At 67.6% G+C, this 20,253-nt stretch carries 23 protein-coding genes; 15 read left to right on the top strand and 8 right to left on the bottom strand.

Annotated features, from left to right (window positions below; genetic code table 11):
• Positions 1–16: 16 nt before the first annotated feature.
• Positions 17–529, bottom strand: coding sequence for a GNAT family N-acetyltransferase (locus BI344_RS04380; RefSeq protein WP_071111700.1), 513 nt, complete (start codon positions 527–529; stop codon positions 17–19).
• Positions 526–1,950, bottom strand: coding sequence for an aminotransferase-like domain-containing protein (locus BI344_RS04385; RefSeq protein WP_071111701.1), 1,425 nt, complete (start codon positions 1,948–1,950; stop codon positions 526–528). Before BI344_RS04385 ends, BI344_RS04380 begins: the two co-directional genes overlap by 4 nt.
• Positions 1,951–2,066: 116 nt before the next feature.
• Between BI344_RS04385 and BI344_RS04390 the strand changes: the two genes are divergently transcribed.
• The 5 genes from BI344_RS04390 (at position 2,067) to BI344_RS23695 (ending at position 6,908) form a co-directional block, all read left to right on the top strand.
• Positions 2,067–3,275, top strand: coding sequence for a benzoate/H(+) symporter BenE family transporter (locus tag BI344_RS04390; protein WP_071111702.1), 1,209 nt, complete (start codon positions 2,067–2,069; stop codon positions 3,273–3,275).
• A 101-nt stretch (positions 3,276–3,376) separates the two neighbouring features.
• The gene (locus BI344_RS04395; RefSeq protein WP_071111703.1) at positions 3,377–4,765 is read left to right on the top strand and encodes an aminopeptidase P family protein; all 1,389 of its coding nucleotides are present in this window, start codon (positions 3,377–3,379) and stop codon (positions 4,763–4,765) included.
• Between the two features lie 120 nt (positions 4,766–4,885).
• A complete protein-coding gene (locus BI344_RS04400) occupies positions 4,886–5,713 on the top strand; it encodes a helix-turn-helix domain-containing protein (RefSeq protein WP_139166881.1) in 828 nt (275 codons plus the stop codon).
• An 81-nt stretch (positions 5,714–5,794) separates the two neighbouring features.
• Complete coding sequence (locus BI344_RS04405; protein WP_071111705.1) at positions 5,795–6,295, top strand: DUF2867 domain-containing protein; 501 nt, start codon at positions 5,795–5,797, stop codon at positions 6,293–6,295.
• Positions 6,296–6,656: 361 nt separating this feature from the next.
• Positions 6,657–6,908, top strand: a complete 252-nt coding sequence (locus BI344_RS23695) for a hypothetical protein (protein ID WP_139166882.1) — start codon at positions 6,657–6,659, stop codon at positions 6,906–6,908.
• Between the two features lie 159 nt (positions 6,909–7,067).
• On the opposite strand, the gene eda is transcribed toward BI344_RS23695, so the two are convergent.
• Both eda and edd read right to left on the bottom strand, forming a co-directional pair.
• Positions 7,068–7,694, bottom strand: coding sequence for a bifunctional 4-hydroxy-2-oxoglutarate aldolase/2-dehydro-3-deoxy-phosphogluconate aldolase (gene eda, locus BI344_RS04410; protein ID WP_071111706.1), 627 nt, complete (start codon positions 7,692–7,694; stop codon positions 7,068–7,070).
• Between the two features lie 14 nt (positions 7,695–7,708).
• The gene (edd, locus tag BI344_RS04415; RefSeq protein WP_071111707.1) at positions 7,709–9,541 is read right to left on the bottom strand and encodes a phosphogluconate dehydratase; all 1,833 of its coding nucleotides are present in this window, start codon (positions 9,539–9,541) and stop codon (positions 7,709–7,711) included.
• 254 nt (positions 9,542–9,795) lie between these two features.
• On the opposite strand from edd, the gene zwf reads away from it, so the two are divergent.
• From zwf to BI344_RS04445, 6 genes are all read left to right on the top strand, one after another.
• Positions 9,796–11,274, top strand: coding sequence for a glucose-6-phosphate dehydrogenase (gene zwf, locus BI344_RS04420; RefSeq protein WP_071111708.1), 1,479 nt, complete (start codon positions 9,796–9,798; stop codon positions 11,272–11,274).
• Positions 11,275–11,376: 102 nt separating this feature from the next.
• On the top strand, positions 11,377–12,054 hold the full coding sequence (pgl, locus tag BI344_RS04425; RefSeq protein ID WP_071111709.1) for a 6-phosphogluconolactonase: 678 nt from the start codon (positions 11,377–11,379) through the stop codon (positions 12,052–12,054).
• On the top strand, positions 12,035–13,081 hold the full coding sequence (locus tag BI344_RS04430; RefSeq protein WP_071111710.1) for a glucokinase: 1,047 nt from the start codon (positions 12,035–12,037) through the stop codon (positions 13,079–13,081). Before pgl ends, BI344_RS04430 begins: the two co-directional genes overlap by 20 nt.
• The gene (gene hexR, locus BI344_RS04435) at positions 13,074–13,922 is read left to right on the top strand and encodes a transcriptional regulator HexR (protein WP_071111711.1); all 849 of its coding nucleotides are present in this window, start codon (positions 13,074–13,076) and stop codon (positions 13,920–13,922) included. Before BI344_RS04430 ends, hexR begins: the two co-directional genes overlap by 8 nt.
• A 10-nt stretch (positions 13,923–13,932) precedes the next feature.
• A complete protein-coding gene (pgi, locus tag BI344_RS04440) occupies positions 13,933–15,576 on the top strand; it encodes a glucose-6-phosphate isomerase (protein ID WP_071111712.1) in 1,644 nt (547 codons plus the stop codon).
• 160 nt (positions 15,577–15,736) lie between these two features.
• Positions 15,737–16,105 (top strand): hypothetical protein, encoded by a 369-nt coding sequence (locus BI344_RS04445; protein WP_071111713.1) that lies wholly within the window; start codon positions 15,737–15,739, stop codon positions 16,103–16,105.
• Positions 16,106–16,158: 53 nt separating this feature from the next.
• Here BI344_RS04445 and BI344_RS04450 read toward each other — a convergent pair whose 3' ends face one another.
• The 4 genes from BI344_RS04450 to thiD all read right to left on the bottom strand — a co-directional run bounded on the left by BI344_RS04450 (position 16,159) and on the right by thiD (position 18,351).
• Positions 16,159–16,365 carry a hypothetical protein gene (locus BI344_RS04450; RefSeq protein WP_071111714.1) on the bottom strand — a complete coding sequence of 69 codons (207 nt, stop codon included), beginning with the start codon at positions 16,363–16,365 and terminating at the stop codon, positions 16,159–16,161.
• Positions 16,366–16,423: 58 nt separating this feature from the next.
• Positions 16,424–16,771, bottom strand: coding sequence for a hypothetical protein (locus tag BI344_RS04455; RefSeq protein ID WP_139166883.1), 348 nt, complete (start codon positions 16,769–16,771; stop codon positions 16,424–16,426).
• Positions 16,772–16,892: 121 nt separating this feature from the next.
• Positions 16,893–17,522 carry a thiamine phosphate synthase gene (gene thiE, locus BI344_RS04460; protein ID WP_071111716.1) on the bottom strand — a complete coding sequence of 210 codons (630 nt, stop codon included), beginning with the start codon at positions 17,520–17,522 and terminating at the stop codon, positions 16,893–16,895.
• Entirely contained in the window at positions 17,506–18,351 is an 846-nt protein-coding gene (thiD, locus tag BI344_RS04465; RefSeq protein ID WP_071111717.1) for a bifunctional hydroxymethylpyrimidine kinase/phosphomethylpyrimidine kinase, read from the bottom strand. The genes thiE and thiD overlap by 17 nt, the downstream gene beginning before the upstream one ends.
• A gap of 74 nt (positions 18,352–18,425) precedes the next feature.
• Between thiD and BI344_RS04470 the strand changes: the two genes are divergently transcribed.
• The 4 genes from BI344_RS04470 to BI344_RS04485 all read left to right on the top strand — a co-directional run bounded on the left by BI344_RS04470 (position 18,426) and on the right by BI344_RS04485 (position 20,253).
• Positions 18,426–18,590, top strand: coding sequence for a rubredoxin (locus BI344_RS04470; protein WP_011133707.1), 165 nt, complete (start codon positions 18,426–18,428; stop codon positions 18,588–18,590).
• A 5-nt stretch (positions 18,591–18,595) separates the two neighbouring features.
• Positions 18,596–19,417: a M48 family metallopeptidase gene (locus tag BI344_RS04475; RefSeq protein ID WP_071111718.1), complete on the top strand. Its 822-nt coding sequence runs from the start codon at positions 18,596–18,598 to the stop codon at positions 19,415–19,417.
• Between the two features lie 2 nt (positions 19,418–19,419).
• A complete protein-coding gene (locus BI344_RS04480; protein ID WP_071111719.1) occupies positions 19,420–19,773 on the top strand; it encodes an MmcQ/YjbR family DNA-binding protein in 354 nt (117 codons plus the stop codon).
• Between the two features lie 63 nt (positions 19,774–19,836).
• Positions 19,837–20,253, top strand: coding sequence for a CopD family protein (locus tag BI344_RS04485; protein WP_071111720.1), 417 nt, complete (start codon positions 19,837–19,839; stop codon positions 20,251–20,253).

Below are 20,253 nucleotides of genomic sequence, written 5' to 3' on the forward strand. Positions count from 1 at the left end.
GTCCGCTCCCGCTCGATTAAACGATGGCGCGCCGCATCGCCACGCGCCGCGCCAGCCCCAGCGCCGCCTCCTCCCATAGCCGCGCCGCCAGCTGGGATCCAGGCGGCGGCGCGATCTCGACAAAGCCGTGGCGGCGGTAGAACGGCGCGTTCCATGGCAGGTGTGAAAAAGTGGTGAGGGTGACGGCTGCGTGGCCAAGCCGACCGGCATGCGCGACCACCCGGGCTAGCAGCATGCCGCCCAGGCCGCGGCGGGCATGCTCCGGGTCCACGTCCATCTCCGCCAGGTGCAGCTGGTCGTCCAGCGTCTCCGCCAGCGCGAAGCCGGCCACCTGGCCGCCGTCCTCCGCCACCCACAGCAGGCCGGCGGTCTGCGCCTGCCACAGCTCGTCGGCCGGCAAGGCGGCGCCGCGCAGCGCCGGCGGCAGATCGCGCTCGGGAAACAGGCTGGCGGCGCGCAGTTCGATATCGGCCAGCAGGGGCAGGTCGGCCGGCGCGGCCGGCCGGATGAATCGGGAGTCCGCGCTCATGTCCGCCTTAATTGTTCGGTCGCCAGCCGCCCGAGCGCGGCGATGGCGTCGGCTTGCGCCGCGTTCCAAGGTTGGCCGAAGTTCAGCCGCAGGCAGTGCTGGAACCTGGGCTGCGCCGAAAACAGCATGCCGGGCGCGAAGCTGATCGACTGCGCCAGCGCGGCCTCCAGCAGCCTGCCGCTGTCCAGTCCCTCCGGACATTCCACCCATAGCAACAACCCGCCTTGCGGCCGCCGCAGGCGGGTGCCCCTGGGAAAGGCCGCCAGCACAGCGTCGGCCACCCGTTCCATCTGTTGCGCCAACTGCTGCCGCAGCTTCTGGCTCATACGGGCGTAGTCGCCGCTGGCGAGCAGGTCGGCCAGCGCGCCCAGCAGCAGCGCCGGGCTCACCAGGCTGCTGCTGGCGCGCAGCCTGGCCAGCGCCTCGTGGTGGCGGCCGCCGGACAGCCAGCCCAGCCGGAACGACGGCGCCAGGCTCTTGGTGAACGACGCGCAGTAGACCACGTCGCCGTCGCGGTCCCAGGCCTTCAGCGGCGTCGGCCGCTGGTTGCCGAAGTACAGCTCGCCGAACACGTCGTCTTCTATGATGCTTAGGCCGTGGCGGCGCGCCAGCGCCAACAGCCGCTTCTTGTTGTCGTCCGGCATCAGCGCGCCGCTGGGATTCTGGAAATTGGTCACCGTCACCAGGCAGCGCACCGGCGGGCCGTATTGCAGAGCGAACTCCAACGCCTCCAGCGACAGCCCGGCGTCCGGCGTGCAGGGAATCTCCAGCGCCTTCAGCCCCAGGCTGGCCAGCGTCTGCAGCAGGCCGAAGTACACCGGCGTCTCCACCGCCACCGTGTCGCCGGGGCGGGTGAGGTGGCGCAGCGCCAGGCTGATGCCCTCGGTGATGCCGTTGCAGAACAGGATTTCCTCTTCCGGCAAGTCCAGCCGCCAGTCCGCCGCCAGGCTTTGCAGCAGGCGGCGCAGCCGCGCCTCCTGCGCCGCCGGCAGGTAGGCGCCGATCAGCTCCGGCCGCTGCGCCAGCGTCTGCTGCAGCCGGCGTGCCAGCTCTTGCGACGGGTACAGGCTGTGGTGAGCCTCCGCCATGTGCAGCTGCACGGCGATGTCGGAGCCGGACAGCGCCAGCAGCTGCGACATGCGGCTGTCCACTTCCACCAGCGTGGCCGGCGACGGCAGCGCCTGGGCAGGGTGGGCGAGCGGGTCGGCCGGCGGCAGCGCGGCGTAGAAGCCGGCGCGCGACCGCGCCAGCACCCGTTGCCGCTGCTCCAGCCAACGGTAGGCGGCCAGCGCGGTCAAGCTGTTGACGCCGTGCTCGCTGGCCAGCCGTCGCACCGACGGCAGCCGGCTGCCGGGCGGGAATTCGCCGGCGTCCAGCCGGCGTTCCAGCTGGCGGGCGATGTCTTGGTAACGTGCGCTCATGGACTGTTATATAGAACAGATTGATTGCAGCATAAACTGTTTGCGCCGCTTGTGGGAGGGAGCTTGGCCGCGGCATGTCAAGCTGCGGTCATGTCCTGATTGCTGGAGCGATGGCTATGTTGAAAACCCTGTGGCGCGACGCCGCGCCCTCTTCCCTGCTGGCCGCCGTGCTGGCCTTGCTGGTCGGCTATTCCGGCCCCTTCCTGATCATCGTCCACGCCGCGCAGTCGGCCGGACTCAGCGCCGCCCAGCTGGGTTCCTGGGTGTGGGCGGTGTCGCTGGGCTCCGGCATCGCCGGCATCTGGCTGAGCTGGCGCTGGAAGGCGCCGGTGATCGCCGCCTGGAGCACTCCCGGCGCGGCGCTGCTGCTGGCGTCGTTGCCCGGCGTGCCGTATCCGCAAGCGGTGGGCGCTTTTCTGGCCGCCGCCGCCATGGTGACGGCGGTGGGCGCAAGCGGCATGTTCGACCGCCTGATGCGGGTGTTCCCGCCGGCGCTGGCGGCGGCGATGCTGGCCGGCATCCTGTTCCATTTCGTCAGCGAAGTGGTGGGCGAGGCCGCCCGCGATCTGTGGCTGGTGCTGCCGATGTGCGCGCTGTTCTTCATCGGCCGGCGCGGGTTTCCGCGCTTCTCCCTGCTGGCCGCCATCGCGCTGGGGGTGGCGCTGACGCTGTGGGCCGGCCAGGTGGGCCGTCCCGCCGGCGCGCTGGCGCTGGGCGGCGGCCCGCTTTTCACGATGCCGCAGTGGTCGTGGAGCGCGATGGTCAACCTGGCGCTGCCGCTGGCGCTGCTGGCGCTGACCAGCCAGTTCCTGCCCGGCATGGCGGTGCTGCGCGCTTCGGGCTACGACTTGCCGGCGCGCTCGCCGGTGACGGCGCTGGGGCTGATGTCCATGCTCACCGCGCCTTTCGGCAGCCACGGCGTGACGCTGGCCGCCATCATCGCCGCCATCTGCACCGGGGCGGAGGCGCATGCCGACCGCCGCCGCCGCTATGTGGCCGGGATCTTCTGCGGCTTGCTCTACATCGCGCTGGGACTGGTGGGCGGCGCGCTGGCCGCCCTGGTGCTGCTGCTGCCCAAGGCGCTGGTGGTGACCGCCGCCGGCCTGGCCCTGTTCGGCACCCTGGCCTCGTCGCTGGGCGCGGCGCTGGCCGACGGCGAACACCGCGAGGCGGCGCTGCTCACCTTCGTGGTGGCGGCCTCCGGCGTCACCATCGCCGGCCTGGGCGCGCCGCTGTGGGCGCTGCTGGCCGGCGGCGCGCTGTGCCGGCTGTTGCGTCCGGGCAAACCGGCGCAGAAAGCGGCCAAAACCGCGCCCGCCGGATAGGCCGGCGGCTGGCCGGCGCGGCGCGCGCGTGATAATTTATACGGCTGCATACAATATGCCGCGTGGCCGTCTCCCGCCGCCATGCGGCCAAGGAGAAAAGCATGTTCGCCCCCGCCATTTACGCTCAGCGCCGCGCCCGCCTGCAAGCTTCCGGCCTGTCCGGCCTGCTGCTGTTCGTCGGCAACGTCGATTCGCCGATGAACTACCGCGACAACACCCTGCCCTTCGTGCAGGACTCCAGTTTCCGCTACTTCTTCGGCCTGAACGAGCCGGGCCTGGCCGGCCTGATCGACGCCGACAGCGGCAAGGCCACCCTGTTCGGCAACGACCCGGATGTGGCCGACATCGTCTGGACCGGCCCGCTGCCGTCGCTCGCCGAGCGCGCCGCCAAGGTGGCGCTGGACAGCAGCCGCGCCTACGGCGAGCTGGCGCAGGCGCTGGCCGAAGCGCGCGCCGCCGGCCGCGCCGTCCACTACCTGGCGCCGTATCGCGGCGAGACGCTGATCGAAATGGGCCGGCTGCTGGACGTGCACCCGGCCAAGGTCAAAGACGGCTTCTCGCCCGCGCTCACCCGCGCGGTGGTGGCGCTGCGCGAAATCAAGGGCGTCGAGGAAATCGCCGAGATGGAGGCCGCGCTGGGCGTCACCCACGCCATGCACATCGCCGCGATGCAAAACGCCAAGCCGGGCGTGATCGAATACCAGGTGGTGGGCATCATGGAAGGCATCATGCGCCGCCACGACTGGCAGCTGGCCTACCCGTCCATTTTCTCGCGCCGCGGCGAGGTGCTGCACAACCACCACCACGACAACGTGCTGCAGCAGGGCGACCTGATCCTCAACGACACCGGCTGCAGCAGCGGCCAGGGCTACGCCAGCGACATCACCCGCACCTTCCCGGTGGGTGGCAAGTTCAGCACCCGCCAGCGCGAGCTGTACGACATCGCGCTGGACATGCAGCTGTCCGCCATCGATGCGATCAAGCCGGGCGTCAAATACCAGGACATCCACAAGCTGGCCGCCCGGGTGATGGTGGAGCGGATGGCCGAGCTGGGCTTCTTCAAGGGCGACGCGCATGAAGTGGTGGAGTCCGGCGCCTACGCCATCGCCTTCCCGCACGGCCTGGGCCACCAGATCGGCATGGACGTGCACGATATGGAAGCGCTGGGCGAAGACCTGGTGGGCTACGGCGACGGCGCCGAGCGCAGCGGCCTGTTCGGCCTGGGCTACCTGCGGCTGGGCAAAACCTTGAAGGCAGGCATGGCGCTGACGGTGGAACCCGGCATCTATTTCATCCCGGCGCTGATAAACGCCTGGGAGAAGGAAGGCCGCCACAGCCAGTATATTAACTACGCCAAGTTCCGCGAATACACCGACTTCGGCGGCATCCGCATCGAGGACAACGTGCTGGTGACGGAGACCGGCAGCCGGGTGCTGGGCGAGCCGATCCCGAAGACGGTGGAGGAAGTAGAGGCCGTGATGGCGGTATAAGCCGCCTCCCGGCTCGGAACAGCCCCGCCTTGAGCGGGGTTTTTCATGGCCGGCGTCCGGATTGACCGGCCGGCCGCGGCGGCGACACAATGGCGGCAACCTATCTCGCGCCCACCCGTCATGACACTCCCGCCGCTCCCCGCATTGCAGCCGCCGCCGCCAGGCCTGGGGGCGCTGCTGGGCGACACGCTGGACATCGCGCTGCCCGGCGGTCCGCTGCTGCTGCCGGCCACCTTGCACCCGATGCTGGTGTTTGTCGCTGCGGGAGACATCCGCCTGGAAAACGGCGGCGCGCTGGCCCGGGCCGGCCTGTTGGGCGGCAGCGCCGGCGTTAGGCTGGCCACGGCGTCGCCGGGGGCGCGCGTGCGGATGGCCTGGCTGAAGCCTGGCCAGTTGCCGCGCCTGTTGGGCATTTCCGCCGCCGAGGCGTTCGACGCCTATCTGCCGCTCGACCTGCTGCTGCCGGCGGCCTGGCTGTCGCCGTTGGCCGATGCCGCAGCCGACGCGCTGCGCCTCCACGCGGAAGCGCTGCTGTTCCGCCTGGCCCGCCAGCATGGCCACCGGCTGCCTACGTTGGCGCTGCCGTCCGGCTGGCCGGCCCGCGGCACGGATGATCTGGCCGCGCACTTCGGCCTCGGCCTCCGTCAGTTCGAACGCCGCTTTCGCGCCAGCACCGGCCAGACCCTGCGCGCCTTCCGGCCGCAGGCGCGCCTGAATCGCCTGCTGCTGCACGCGCGCTGGACGCCGTCGCCCGACTGGGCCGACGTGGCCGCCGCCGCCGGCTACGCCGACCAGGCCCACCTGCACCGCGACTTCGTCCGCTACGCCGGCCGCACGCCCAGCGCCTATGTCCGGGGCCTGGGCGACGCCAACCCGGCGCTGGGGCTGTACCGCCTGCCCCGGGAGGCGATACTGCGGATGTGCGCCGAGCCCGGCCTGCGCGCCTGAGCCGGCCGCGCGTCGTTTCGCTTCAAGACGGCCCCGCCGCCGTTCGGCATGCTGCGGCTATCGCCACCCGGGGAGACTCCAATGTCCGTCCAGCCTGATTTTTCCGCCATCCCGCTGCTTGTCGAAGCGTCCAGCCGCTATCCATGGCAAGACTGCCGCAGCCAGCCCCTGCCGCCCGGCGCGCCGGTGGCCGACTCCGCCAGCCTGCTGCGCGCCTTCTCCACCGCGATGCCGCCCTGGGCCCGCGCGCTGATGCGCCTGCGCGATCTATTGGTGGCGCCGCTGGGCCTGAAAACCGCCCCGGCGGCCTCCGCCTCGGCCGAACCTTTCCGTGTCGGCCAGCAACTGGGCGTGTTCCGCATCCTGCATCTGGGCGAGCACGATGCGGTGCTGGGCGAGGACGACCGGCATCTGGATTTCCGGCTGGTGTTGCAGTGGCGGCCGGGGAGGCTGCAGGTGAGCACGCTGGTGCGGACGCACAATCTGTTGGGGAGGACCTATCTGGCGGCGGTGACGCCGTTTCATCATTTGATCGTGGCGGCGAGCATCAAGAGGATGGTGGAGGCGCTGGAGAGGGGATGAGCCGTAGGGTGCGCCACCCCGAAGGGGGCGACGCACCGTTTTGGGTTTCGTGTTCGCTTCGCGAACGATTGATTTTGATGCCGGTTCCGCCCGGCTGACGGGGGCAGCGGCTGTGCGGCCAGCGCCTTGGCAATCCCAGGCCGCCACAACAGCGCGGCGAAACCCCGGTTTCAAACCCATTCCCAAGGAACCGCCGGAACTAGCGGGGCGCTAACGTCGCCCCGCGTCGAACAACCGGCGTCTTAAAACCTTGGGAATGGCTCCAGAGCCGGCTTGCGCTGATGGGGATGGCGGCGCGTTGGTTCGGGTCTGCCGATGTCGGCTTGAGCGATGGCGATGGGTCCAATCCTGCGCACGACCTGTGGGTGAAGGACGACAAGCAGACCCGCGTCAACTGCGGCACCAGCGGCGGCCCCAAGGACATTGTCCACGCCAAGCTGTCAACATCACTCAGGGCCGGAAGTGCACCCAGGCGGCGCAGAACGGCCTGTGCGAAACCTGGCAGAACTTCACCCCGGTCAAGCTGTGCTTCTGGTATTACAACACGCCCGGCAGCGGCGGCAATTGGCTGCTAAACACCGCCTATCCCTCGCTCAACGCCAACTGCTCCTGAGCCGCGCTGCCGCCATCATCCGGGCGGAACGACGATCTGAATCGTTGTCCGCGCGGCAGGCGCCGCGACACTTCGGTGTGAACGTGGTCTGCCGGACTGGAAAGCAAACAGGCCGCCGGATGCTTCCGGCGGCCTGTTCGATGCAAGGTGCGCTGAGGCTTAGCCGCGCGCCAGCTGGGTGGCTTCGCGGGCCAGCGCGGTGATGCGGTCCCAGTCGCGCGCCGCGATGGCGTCGTCTGGGGTCAGCCAACTGCCGCCCACCGCCAACACATTGGGCAATGCCAGGTATTCCGGCGCCTTCTTGATGTCGATGCCGCCGGTCGGGCAGAAGCGCAGGTCGGCGAATGGGCCGGCCAGCGACTTCAGCAGCTTGATGCCGCCCACCGCCTCGGCCGGGAACAGCTTCTGCACATTGAAGCCCTCGTCCTGCGCGCGCATCGCTTCCGATGGCGTGGCCACGCCCGGGATCAGCGTCAGGTTGGCGGCGCGGGCGGCGGCGGCCAGTTCCGGCGTGAAGCCGGGGCTGACGCCGAACAGCGCGCCGGCGTCCACCGCCGCTTCCAGCTGGGCGCGGTTGCGCAGCGTGCCGGCGCCGACGATGGCGCCCGGCACTTCGTCGCGCATGCGGCGCATCGCTGCCAGCGCCGCCTTGGTGCGCAGCGTCACTTCCAGCACGGTCACGCCGCCGGCCACCAGCGCGTGGGCCAGGTCCACCGCGGCCGCCGCGTCGTTGACGACGATCACCGGCACTACCGGGCCTTGGCGCAACAGGGTCAGTGCATCCATTTCATTCTCCTAGATTATTTCCAGCCGGGGTGGCGGAAGCTCATCGCGCCGGCTTCCGCATCGTCGGCCACGTCGCGGAACACCGCAAACAGTTCGCGGCCGACGCCAAAATCGTTGTGCGACAGGTCCGCCTGCGCCTGCTCGCGCGCCGCCCATTCCGCCGCGTCCACCAGCACCGACAGTTCGCCGCGGTTGGCGTCCAGCCGAACCAAGTCGCCGTCGCGCACCTTGCCGATGGCGCCGCCGGACAGGGCTTCCGGCGAGATGTGGATGGCGGCCGGCACCTTGCCGGACGCGCCGGACATGCGGCCGTCGGTCACCAGCGCCACCTTGAAGCCGCGCTCCTGCAGGATGGCCAGCGCCGGGGTCAGCTTGTGCAGCTCCGGCATGCCGTTGGCGCGCGGGCCCTGGAAGCGGATCACCGCGATGAAGTCTTTCTCCAGCTCGCCGCGCTTGAACGCCGCCAGCATGTCGTTCTGATCGTGGAACACCACCGCCGGCGCTTCCACCACCCGGTGCTCGGCCTTGACCGCCGACACCTTGATCACGCCACGGCCCAGGTTGCCGGACATCAGGCGCAGGCCGCCGTCGGCGGAGAACGGGTTGGCTGCCGGACGCAGCACGCTGTCGTCGCCGCTGACCGCCGGCGCGTCGCGCCATTGCAGCTCGCCGCCGTTCAGCCACGGCTCCTTGGCGAAGTGCGACAGGCCGCGGCCCACCACGGTGCCTACGTCCTCGTGCAGCAGGCCGGCGGCCAGCAGCTCGCGGATCACGAAGCCCATGCCGCCGGCGGCGTGGAAGTGGTTCACGTCGGCCTTGCCGTTCGGATAGGCGCGCACCAACAGCGGGATGACGGCCGACAGTTCGTCGAAATCGTCCCAGTTGATGTCGATGCCGGCGGCGCGGGCGATGGCGACGATGTGCATGGTGTGGTTGGTGGAGCCGCCGGTGGCCAGCAGGCCGACTATGGCATTGACGATGGATTTTTCATCGATCATCTCGCCCACCGGGGTGAATTGCTTGCCCTGGGCGGCGATTTTCGCCGCCTGGCCGGCGGCGGCACGGGTCAATGCCTCGCGCAGCGGGGTGCCCGGGTTGACGAAGGCGGCGCCCGGCAGGTGCAGGCCCATGATCTCCATCAGCATCTGATTGGAATTGGCGGTGCCGTAGAAGGTACAGGTGCCCGGGCCGTGGTAGGACTGGCATTCCGATTCCAGCAGCGCCTCGCGGCCCACCTTGCCTTCGGCGTACAGCTGGCGCACCTTGGCTTTTTCGTCGTTGGCGATGCCGGTGGTCATCGGGCCGGCGGGAACGAACAGCGCCGGCAGATGGCCGAAGCTGAGCGCGCCTATCATCAGGCCGGGCACGATCTTGTCGCACACGCCCAGGTACAGCGCGGCGTCGAACATCTGGTGGCTCAACGCCACCGCGGTGCTCATCGCGATCACATCGCGCGAGAACAGCGACAGCTCCATGCCGGGCTGGCCCTGGGTCACGCCGTCGCACATCGCCGGCACGCCGCCGGCGAACTGGGCGGTGGCGCCGGCCGCCAGCGCGGCCTCCTTCAGCCAGGCGGGGAAGGCCTGCAGCGGCTGGTGCGCCGACAGCATGTCGTTGTAGGAAGATACAATCGCCAGATTCGGGCGGTGCTCTTCCTTCAGGTGGATCTTGACGTTGTCCGGCATCGCGGCGAAGGCGTGCGCCAGATTGGTGCAGGACAGATGGGCCCGCTCCACCCGGCCTAGCTGGGCGGCCGCGCGCACGCGTTCCAGATAGGCGCTGCGGCGCGGCTGGCTGCGCGCGACGATGCGGTCGGTAACGGCGGACAGGGTGGGATGCAAGGCCATGGTGACGTTCCGTATTGAATTGAAGCCGATAGTAGTTTTACTACACGCAAAATGCAAGGCGAGTTACGCGCCGCCAGCGGCGGCTTAGCGAGACTATCCGCTTTCCAGCGCGAGATTTCCAGCGGAATTATCCAATTATTGCGCCAGGGCAAAAGGTGTTGCAAAAGCGGCCACTAGGCCTGTCCTGACGTAGACAGCGCGGTATCGAATGGTAATATAACTACATCTAATACACTTCGAGATGGAAGATCAGGATGGAGACCCGTTCCACCCCTACCCCGGCCTTCGACATGGTGCTGTTCGGCGGCGCCGGCGATCTGGTGATGCGCAAGCTGCTGCCTTCGCTGTACCAGGCGCACGCCGCCGGCCTGCTCAACGAGCAAGGCCGCATCCTGGCGCTGGGCCGCAAGGACCTGAGCCGCGACGATTATCTGGCTTTCGTCGAGAAGAACTCCCGCATCCACGTCAAGTCGCATTTTTCCGCCGCCGCCTGGGACAGCTTCTGCGCCCGCATCGACTACCTGAAGGTGGACGCCTCGCAAGCGGCCGATTTCCCGGCGCTGGCCGCCAAGGTCGGCGCTGACAATGGCAAGGTGGTGGTCTGTTATCTGGCCACCGCGCCCAATTTGTTCGCCGGCATCTGCGACAACCTGGCGGCGGTGGGCTTGAACCGCGCCAATGTGCGGGTGGTGCTGGAGAAGCCGCTGGGCACCGACCTGGCTTCGTCCAACGAGATCAACGACGAGGTCGCGCGCTTCTTCAAGGAAGAGCAGCTGTACCGGATCGACCACTACCTGGGCAAGGAATCGGTGCAGAACCTGATGGCCATCCGCTTCGCCAACGCGCTGTTCGAGCCCTTGTGGCGCCGCGAGTGGATACACGACGTGCAGATCACCATCTCGGAAGAGCTGGGCGTGGGCAGCCGCGGCGACTTCTACGACGGTACCGGCGCGCTGCGCGACATGGTGCAGAACCACTTGCTGCAATTGCTGTGCATCGTGGCGATGGAGCCGCCGGCCAATATGGAGGCCGACGCGGTGCGCGACGAGAAGCTGAAGGTGCTGAAGGCGCTGCGGCCGTTCAGCGAGCAGGACGTCGCCGGCAAGACCGTGCGCGGCCAGTACAAGGCCGGCGCCATCGCCGGCCAGCCGGTGGTCGGCTATCTTGAGGAAAACGGCATTCCGGAAGGCAGTCAGACCGAAACCTTCGTCGCCATCAAGGCCGAGATCGACAACTGGCGCTGGGCCGGCGTGCCCTTCTTCCTGCGCACCGGCAAGCGGATGCAGGAGCGGCTGGCCGAAATCGTCATCAATTTCCGCGATGTGCCGCACCAGTTGTTCACCGGCCCGATGGGCGGCAGCCACACCGCCAACCGGTTGGTGATCCGCCTGCAGCCGGAGGAAAGCATACGCATGTACTTCCTGGCCAAGGAGCCGGGCGACACCATGCGGCTGCAGCCGGCCTATCTGGACCTGGACTTCTACAAGGCCTTCAAGGTGCGCCGCGCCGACGCCTACGAGCGTCTGCTGCTGGATGTGATCCGCGGCAAGCTGGCGCTGTTCATGCGCCGCGACGAGCTGATAGAAGCCTGGCGCTGGGTGGAGCCGATCATGGACACCTGGAGCCGCAGCAACAATACCCCGCCCAAGCAGTACACCGCCGGCAGCTGGGGGCCGGCCGCCTCCAGCGCGCTGTTGTCGCGCGACGGCATCGGCTGGCACGAGGAGTGCTGAACGCTTGATCGGTGCGTCGCCCCTTCGGGGTGACGCACCCTACCAATACAATGACCGGACATCGGCGCGCCGCGCCGCACCAAACACAACCGAGGTAAGCGAATGAACTGGCTGGAATTTCCCGACGCCGCGCAGCAGACCAGCGCGCTGGCAAACAGCGTCGCCTCGCGGCTGTCCGCCGCGATAGAAAGCCGCGGCCAGGCGGTGCTGGCAGTGTCCGGCGGCAAGTCGCCGATTCCCTTCTTCCAGCTGCTCAGCGAGATGGCGATAGACTGGGCGCGCATCACCGTCACCCTGGTGGACGAGCGCTTCGTCGCGCCCGACCACGTCGACAGCAATGCCGCGCTGGTGCGCCGCCATCTGCTGACCGGCCGCGCCGCGCCGGCGCGCTTTTTGCCGCTGGTGCGCGAGATCGCCGACATCGCCGCCGAAGTGGCGGTCGATTGCCATGAATTCATCGCGCCCGACGTCGCCATCCTGGGCATGGGCGAGGACGGCCACACCGCCTCGCTGTTTCCCGGCGCTGCCGAGTTGGTGGAGGGCCTGGACCCGGAGGAAACCCGGCCCTTGCTGGCGGTCACGCCGCCGGCCGCGCCGCACCGCCGCATCTCGATGAGCTATGCCGCGCTGCTGCAGGCCGGCTGCCTGGTGCTGTCGATCCAGGGCGCGAAGAAGCGCGAGGTGTTCGACGCCGCCCTTCGCGAGGCGAGCGACGCGCTGCCGATCAGCCACTTCCTGGCGCAGACCCGGGTGCCGGTCGATGTCTACTGGTCTGCCTGAGACCTGGCCGCGGCTACTGGCCGATGTGGGCGGCAGCAACGCCCGCTTCGCGCTGGAAACCGGCCCCGGGGTGATAGAAGACATCCTGGTGCTGGCCATCGCCGGCTACCCGACGCTGGAAGACGCGCTGAAAAGCTATCTGGACCAGGTGGGCGCGCGCCGCGTCGCCCACGCCGCTATCGCCATCGCCAATCCGCTGAACGGCGACCAGGTGCGGATGACCAACTGCCATTGGGCGTTCTCGATCGAGGCCACCCGCCAGGCGCTGGGCTTCACCACCCTGCTGCTGCTCAACGATTTCACCGCGCTGGCCTTGGCCTTGCCCTGCCTGCCGCGCCACGAGCTGGAGCAGATAGGCGGCGGCGCGCCCAGGGACGACGCGCCGCTGGCGCTGATCGGCCCCGGCACCGGCCTGGGCGTTTCCGCGCTGGTGCCTCACGCCGGCGGCTGGCGCGCGTTGTCCTGCGAGGGCGGCCATGTCTCCTTCGCTCCGGCGGACGAGCGCGAGGTGGAGATCTGGCGCTACGCCGCCGCCCGCTTCGGCCACGTCTCCCATGAACGGCTGCTGTCCGGCCCGGGCCTCGCGCTGTTGCACCAGGCGCTGTGCGAGCGCGACGGCGAGAGCGGCCAGCCGCGCAGCGCGGCCGAAATCAGCGCGCTTGGCTTGTCGGCGCGCTGCCTGCGCTGCCGCGAGGCGCTGGAAATCTTCTGTGGCATCCTCGGCTCGGCGGCCGGCAATCTGGCGTTGACGCTCGGTGCCCATGGCGGGGTGTATATAGGTGGTGGTATTGTGCCGCGTCTGAGCGGTTTTTTTGAACAATCCCCATTTCGCCGCCGCTTCGAGGACAAGGGACGGATGTCGGGCTATCTTGCCGCCATCCCGGTTTACCTGATTACCAGCGCCTACCCGGCCTTGCCGGGGGTGGCCGCCCGTCTGGCGGCCCATCTGGCGTCGCGCAGCGACCATGCCCCGGTGGATGCCTCCACCCCTCCTCGAGGCGGCTTTGCAGGAGACATGCATGCTTGATCGCATCCGAGGCCAACTGGAGACGCTGTCTTCGGCCGAGCGCAAGGTGGCCGAGCTGGTGCTGGAGCAACCCTACACCGTGATCCAGGCCGCCGTGGCCGACATCGCCAGGAACGCCGGCGTCAGCCAGCCCACCGTGATCCGTTTCTGCCGCACCGTCGGCTGCTCCGGCCTGCCCGACTTCAAGCTCAAGCTGGCCGGCAGCCTGGTCACCGGCGTGCCCTACGTCCATTCCAGCGTGCGCCCGGAAGACCCGACCTCGGAAATCGTCGCCAAGGTGTTCGACAACACCGTGTCGGCGCTGCTCAAGTGCCGCAACGACGTCAATCCGCAGGCGATCGAGGCCGCGGTGCAGCTGCTGACCGACGCCCACCGCATCGAGTTCTACGGCCTGGGCAACTCCGGCATCATCGCCGCCGACGCCCAGCACAAGTTCTTTCGTTTCGGCATCCCCACCGTCGCCTATTCCGACACCCACATCCAGATGATGGCGGCGTCGGTGCTGGGCCCCGAGGACGTGCTGGTGGCCATTTCCAGCTCCGGCCGCACCATGGAGCTGCTGGAGGCGGTGGACGTGGCGATTTCCGCCGGCGCCAAGGTGATCGCGCTCACCACCAGCGGCTCGCCCTTGGCGCGCCGCGCCACCGTGTCGCTGATCGCCGACACGCTGGAAGACAACGAAACCTACAGCCCGATGATTTCGCGCATCGTGCATCTGGTGCAGATCGACATCTTGGCCGTCAGCGTGGCGCTGCGGCGCGGCCCGGGGCTGATCCGCCAGCTGGAAAAGACCAAGCACAGCCTGAAGAACCGCAGGCTGGACAATAGACAACCGGAATAGGACATACGTCATGAGTGAGCTGACCGAGCTGCCGGCCTGGCAAGCGCTGTGGGACCATTTTGCCGAGGCCAGGCATCTGCACATGCGCGAGCTGTTCGCCGCCGATCCCGAGCGCGCCGAACGCTATTCGCTGGAAGTGGGCGGACTGTTCCTCGACTATTCCAAGAACCGCATCACCGATGCCACCCTGCTGGGCCTGATGCAGCTGGCGCGCGAAGCCGGCCTACCGGCCAAGATCAAGGCGATGTTCAAGGGCGACAAGATCAACCGCACCGAGAACCGCTCGGTGCTGCACGTGGCGCTGCGCAACCGCACCAACTCGCCGATCTTCGTTGACGGCGAGGACGTAATGCCGAAGGTGAACTCTGTGCTGGAGCGGATGGGCAAGTTCGCTCACGCGGTGCGTTCCGGCTACTGGCTGGGCTATACCAATCAGCCGATCACCGACATCGTCAACATCGGCATCGGCGGCTCCGACCTGGGGCCGCTGATGGTCTGTAGCGCGCTCAAGCCGTTTGCCCACCCGCGGCTGAACATGCACTTTGTCTCCAATGTCGACGGCGCCCAGTTGAAGGAAACGCTGAAGAAGGTGCATCCAGAGACCACGCTGTTCGTGGTGGAGTCCAAGACCTTCACCACCCAGGAAACGCTGACCAACGCGCTGACCGCGCGCGAATGGTTCGTGGCGCGCGCCCGCGACGAAAAGGCGGTGGCCAAGCACTTCGTCGCCGTCTCCACCAACCAGAAGGCGGTGGCGGACTTCGGCATCGACCCGGCAAACATGTTCGAATTCTGGGACTGGGTGGGCGGCCGCTACAGCCTGTGGTCGGCCATCGGCCTGCCCATCATGTTGTATCTGGGCGAGGAGAACTTCACCGAGCTCCTGAACGGCGCCCACATCATGGACCAGCACTTCAAGAACGCGTCGTTCGAGCAGAACATGCCGGTGCTGCTGGCGATGATAGGCGTCTGGTACATCAACTACTACGGCGGCGGCAGCCACGTCATCGCGCCGTACGACCAATACCTGCACCGGCTGCCGGCCTTCATCCAGCAGCTGGACATGGAGTCCAACGGCAAGAAGACCATGCTGGACGGCCAGCCGGTCAACTTTGAAACCGCGCCCATCATCTGGGGCGAAACCGGCATCAACGGCCAGCACGCCTTCTTCCAGCTCTTGCACCAAGGCACCCACATCTCGCCGATAGACCTGATCGCCTCGCTGGAAAACCGCTCCAGCCTGCCGGGCCACCACGAGATCCTGCTGGCCAACGTGTTCGCCCAGGCCGAGGCCTTCATGCGCGGCAAGACCGCCGACGAGGCGCGCGCCGAATTGGCGGAGCAGGGGCTGAAAGGCGCGGCGCTGGACGATCTGGTGCCGCACAAGGTGTTCGACGGCAACCGCCCGACCAACACGCTGCTGATGAGCCGGCTGGACCCGCGCAACCTGGGCTCGCTGATCGCGCTGTACGAGCACAAGATCTTCGTCCAGGGCGTGATCTGGCACATCAACAGCTTCGATCAATGGGGGGTGGAGCTGGGCAAGCAGCTGGCCAAGACCATTCACGGCGAACTCACCGGCAAGCTGCCGCGGGCCGAGCACGACAGCTCCACCAGCCGGCTGATCCAGCTGTACCGCAAGGCCAACGCCTGAAACGGGATAGCCATCGACCCAAAGCCCCTGTCATCCGGTGGGGGCTTTTTGTTTGTTTTGCGCCATAGTCGGGATAACCCCGATTGTCGGACAGGATCAGGCCTGCTGAAATGGCGGCACAAGTCTGACAAAAACAATGGACTGAAGAAGATTCATCGGGATGAGTAAGTTCTGCAATACCCTGCTGGCCGGCGTTCTGCTGGCCATCAGCCTGGCCGGCCACTGCGCCGGCCAGGTTGTTCATGTCGTCGGCGACGCCCCCGTCACGCTCAGCGGCACCGTGATCGGCCCGCTGCACTCCGGCAGCAAGGCCGAAGGCACGTTCTTCCAGGCCTACCATCTGAAGCTGGACCGGCCGGCGAGCTTCGACGACGGCGCCGCCTGCGGCGGCCAGCGCGTGTCCAGCCTGGCGCTGAGCCAGCCGGACATGGCCCGGCTCAAGGGCCGCGCCGTCAGGGTAAAGGCCCGGGTGTTTTGCCAGGAAGACCGCGGCGGCACCTACCGGCTGGCGGATGTGGAACTGCGGTGAACGCAAGGCCCGGCGCAAGGCCGGCCGTGATGGTTGGATACGCTGCGCGGGTGTTACCAGCAGTCGTTGCCATAGGCATGGTAATTGAAGATGACGCCATTCTGGACTTCGAAGGTGGTTTTACACCGATAGAGGCCCTGTGGGGAAACCCGCTTGTAGGTCAGATATTTCGATTTGCCGCTGACATAGCTATTTTCCGGCGCGCCCCAATAATTGGCGCCCAGCAGTTGGTTATCGCTCAGGCCCAGCCAGTTATCCATATATTGAAGATGTACATCCGTTCCGCGCCCCAGTCCTGAACGGTGTAATATGTAATAGTTAAGTGTCGACACTGCGCGGCTGCTGCTTCAGGGTTGAGCAATCGCGGTTGGCGGCGGAGATCTTGGGGTAGGAGTCTTGTGACGAGCGCCACAGCGTCACGCATTGGCCGACCGCGTAATTGGCATTCGACGATACGACCGGGGTCTTTTCGCCGCGATTATCCTGCAGCCAATACAAGGTTAGAGGGCCGAAGTCCCGGTGCAGATTGGTATAAAACGGCCGCTTCGATCCGACTTTGGCGGTAAAGGCCATTGCCGTTTCGGCATTCGCCGATATTTTGACTTTGGGCGCGGCGCAGCCCGCCAATATCGCCGCTGCCGCCAGCAAGACGCTTGCACTTTTCACAAAACTATCCTTTCGACACGGATGGCGCGCGGCGGCGCGGTGCCGCTGCGCGAAATATGCTTTTGTTGTGCGAAAAAGGACGGTTTTACCATTTGCGGTGCCGCATTCGCATCTGACGGGATCATTCAGCGGCAGGGCGAAACATCGCCGCCAGTTCCCGCGCCGCCGCGGCCGGGTCCAGCTGCTCGAACAGGCCGCCTATCACCGCGATGGCGTCGGCGCCGGCTTGGACGGCCTGGCCGGCGTTGGCGGCGGTGATGCCGCCTATCGCCACCCGCGGCAGCTTCAGTTCGGCCGCCTCGGCGAATAGCGACAGCGGCGCGGCCACCGCGCCGGGCTTGGTCCGCGACGGAAACACCGCGCCGAAGGCGACGTAGCTGGCGCCCGCCGCCGCCGCCCGCCGCGCCAGCGCCAACTGATCGTAGCAGGACGCGCCTATGATGGCCGCCGGCCCCAGCCGCGCGCGCGCGGCGGCGATGTCGCCGTCGTCGCGGCCTAGGTGGACGCCGTCGGCCCCCACCGCTAGCGCCAGCTGGACGTCGTCATTGACGATGAAGGCCGCGCCGCGGCTGCGGCACAGGCTGGCCAGCAGATTGGCCTGCCACAGCCGGCGCGCCGGGTTGCGGCTCTTGTCGCGGTATTGCAGCACCCGCGCTCCGCCTTCCAGCGCCGCCGCCGCCAGCTCCAGCAGCCTTTCGCTGTCGTCGCTGTCCGGGGTGACGGCGTACAGCCCCTCAATCCGGTTTGGCATCGTCGCCGTCCTCGTCGTCGCCGCGCGCCCAGAACATCCGGTCGGGCAGGAACTGGCCCATGCCGGGGCGGAAGCCGTTGAGCAGCGTCTGGTAGGTGTACTCCTGCGCCTCGCGTACCGCCTCCGGCAGCAACAGGCCGGTGGCCAGCATGCCGGCGATGGCCGAAGCCAGCGTGCAGCCGGAGCCGTGATAGCTGGCGGGCAGCCGTTCCCAGTGGTCGGCGCGCACCACGCCGTCCGGGCTGTACAGGCTGTTCACCACTTCCTTGGTATTTTCATGGGTGCCGGTTATCAACAGATAGGGGCAACCCAGCGCCAGGATGCGCTCGGCGCACTGGTCCAGCGTCAACTCCTCGTCCTCGTCCGGATCGCTGCTGGCCAGCCGGCGCGCCTCCAGGCTGTTGGGGGTGAGGATGGACACCTGCGGGATCAGGATGTCGCGCATGGCGCCGATCAGATCCTCGTCGGCCAGCTCGTGGCCGCCGCCGCTGGCCAGCACCGGGTCCAGCACCACCGGGATGTCCGGATAGTCGGCCAGCAGCTGCGCCACCACGGCGACGTTCTCCACGCTGCCCAGCATGCCGATCTTGAACGCCGCCACCGGCATGTCTTCCATCAGAAAGCGCGCCTGGTCGTTGACCCAGTCCGCGTCCAGCACCATCAGATCGTTGACGCCGACGGTGTCCTGCACCGTGATGGCGGTGATCACCGACAACGGATGGCAACCGAGGCTGGCGAGTGTCAGAATGTCGGCCTGGATGCCGGCGCCGCCGGAAGGGTCGGAACCGGCCAGGGTCAGTACCACGGGAGGGGAAGAAGGAGTGGTCAAGGGCTAACCTCTTTTGTTTTATTGCGGTGGCACGATTTAGAATATTCATTTTATCCGAACACGAGGGCGAAGCGATGCGTACTTGGATGTGTCTGATCTGCGGTTTCATTTACGACGAAGAAGCGGGCCGTCCGGAAGACGGTATTCCGCCCGGCACCCGCTGGGAAGACCTGCCGCCCAACTGGACCTGTCCGGACTGCGACGCGCGCAAAGACGATTTCCAGATGGTGGAGATCTGACCGCCATGTCCGGATTATGGAAACGCTGGCTGGGCGGCGCGGGGCTGGCTGCGCTGCTGGCGGCCTGCGCGCAGGTCAGCACCACCGGCGGCGGCGCGGTGGGCGTCAGCCGCAGCCAGAGCATGCTGCTGTCCAGCCAGGAAGTAGCGCAGATGTCGGCGCAGTCCTATGCCCAGCAGCTGGCCCAGGCCCGGGCCGCCGGACGGCTCAACCACGATGCCGCGCTGACCGCGCGTGTGCGGCGCATCTCGCAACGGCTGATCGCCCAGACCCCGGCCTTCCGCGCCGATGCCAAAACCTGGCCCTGGGAAGTGAATGTGCTGGCCACCGACGACATGAACGCCTACGCGATGGCCGGTGGCAAGATCATGGTCTACTCCGGCCTGGTGAGCCAGCTCAAGCTCTCCGACGCCGAACTGGCGGCGGTGATCGGCCACGAGATCTCGCACGCGCTGCGCGAGCACACCCGCGAGAACCTCAGCCAGGAGTACGCGCAGCAGATCGGCCTGTCGCTGGTGGGGGTGCTGGCCGGCTTCAGCGCCGACCAGCTGAAATTGGCCTCGATGGTGACCGACGTGACGCTGAGCAAGCCGCACAGCCGCACCATGGAGTCGGAAGCCGACATCATGGGGCTGGAATTGATGGCGCGCGCCGGCTACGACCCCAACGCCGCAGTGAACGTGTGGCAGAAGATGCAGGCGGCCGGCAACGGCGGTGGCCTGGAGTTCCTGTCCACTCACCCGTCCGGCCCCACCCGCATCCGCGATCTGCAGTCGCACATCGCTCAAGTGTGGCCGTTGTACCAGGCTGCCCCGAAGAAGGGCTGAGCATGCGCGCCCTGTCCGCCGCCTTGCTGGATGAATTGCTGCGGTACGCCTGCGGCCTGCCCGGCGCCAGCTTCGATATCAAGTGGGGCAGCGAGCGGGTGGCCAGCATCGGCGGCAAGATGTTCGCGGTGTTCGGCGCGGACACGCTCAGCTACAAGGTGGACGCCGACCAGTTTCTTATGCAGAGCGGCCTGCCTGGCGTGCGTCCGGCGCCGTATCTGGCCCGTGCGCGCTGGGTGCAGGTGGCCTCGCTCGAGGCCTTGACGCCGGACGACATCCGCCAGGGTCTCGCCCGTTCGCGCCAGCTGGTGCTGCAAAAACTGCCCAAGGCGCTGCGGCTGGCCTATCCGCCCTGACCGGGGGAACCGTGGTCCAGACCGGCAGTCCATCGCCCATCCCTCATTATTTACGGACACACCGTGAGCTATCTCTATCTCAAAGCCTTCCACATCTTCTTCGTGGTGTCGTGGTTCGCCGGCCTGTTCTACCTGCCGCGCCTCTTCGTCAACCTGGCCATGGCGCGGCAACCGGCGGAATACGACCGTCTGCTGCTGATGGCGAACAAGCTGTTCCGTTTCATGACTCCGCTGGGTCTGCTGGCGTTGGCGACCGGCCTGACGTTGTGGCTGGGCTTCGGCATCGCCGGCGGCTGGCTGCACGCCAAGATGGCGCTGGTGGGGGTGTTGGTGGTCTACCACGGCTATTGCGGCAAGCTGTGCCGCGATTTCGCCGCCCATGCCAACCGCAGGAGCCATGCCTGGTTCCGCGTGTACAACGAGCTGCCGGTGCTGGTGTTGCTGGCGGTGCTGATCCTGGTGGTGGTCAAGCCGTTCTGA

It is taken from the genome of Chromobacterium sphagni (assembly GCF_001855555.1).
Lineage (GTDB): Bacteria > Pseudomonadota > Gammaproteobacteria > Burkholderiales > Chromobacteriaceae > Chromobacterium > Chromobacterium sphagni.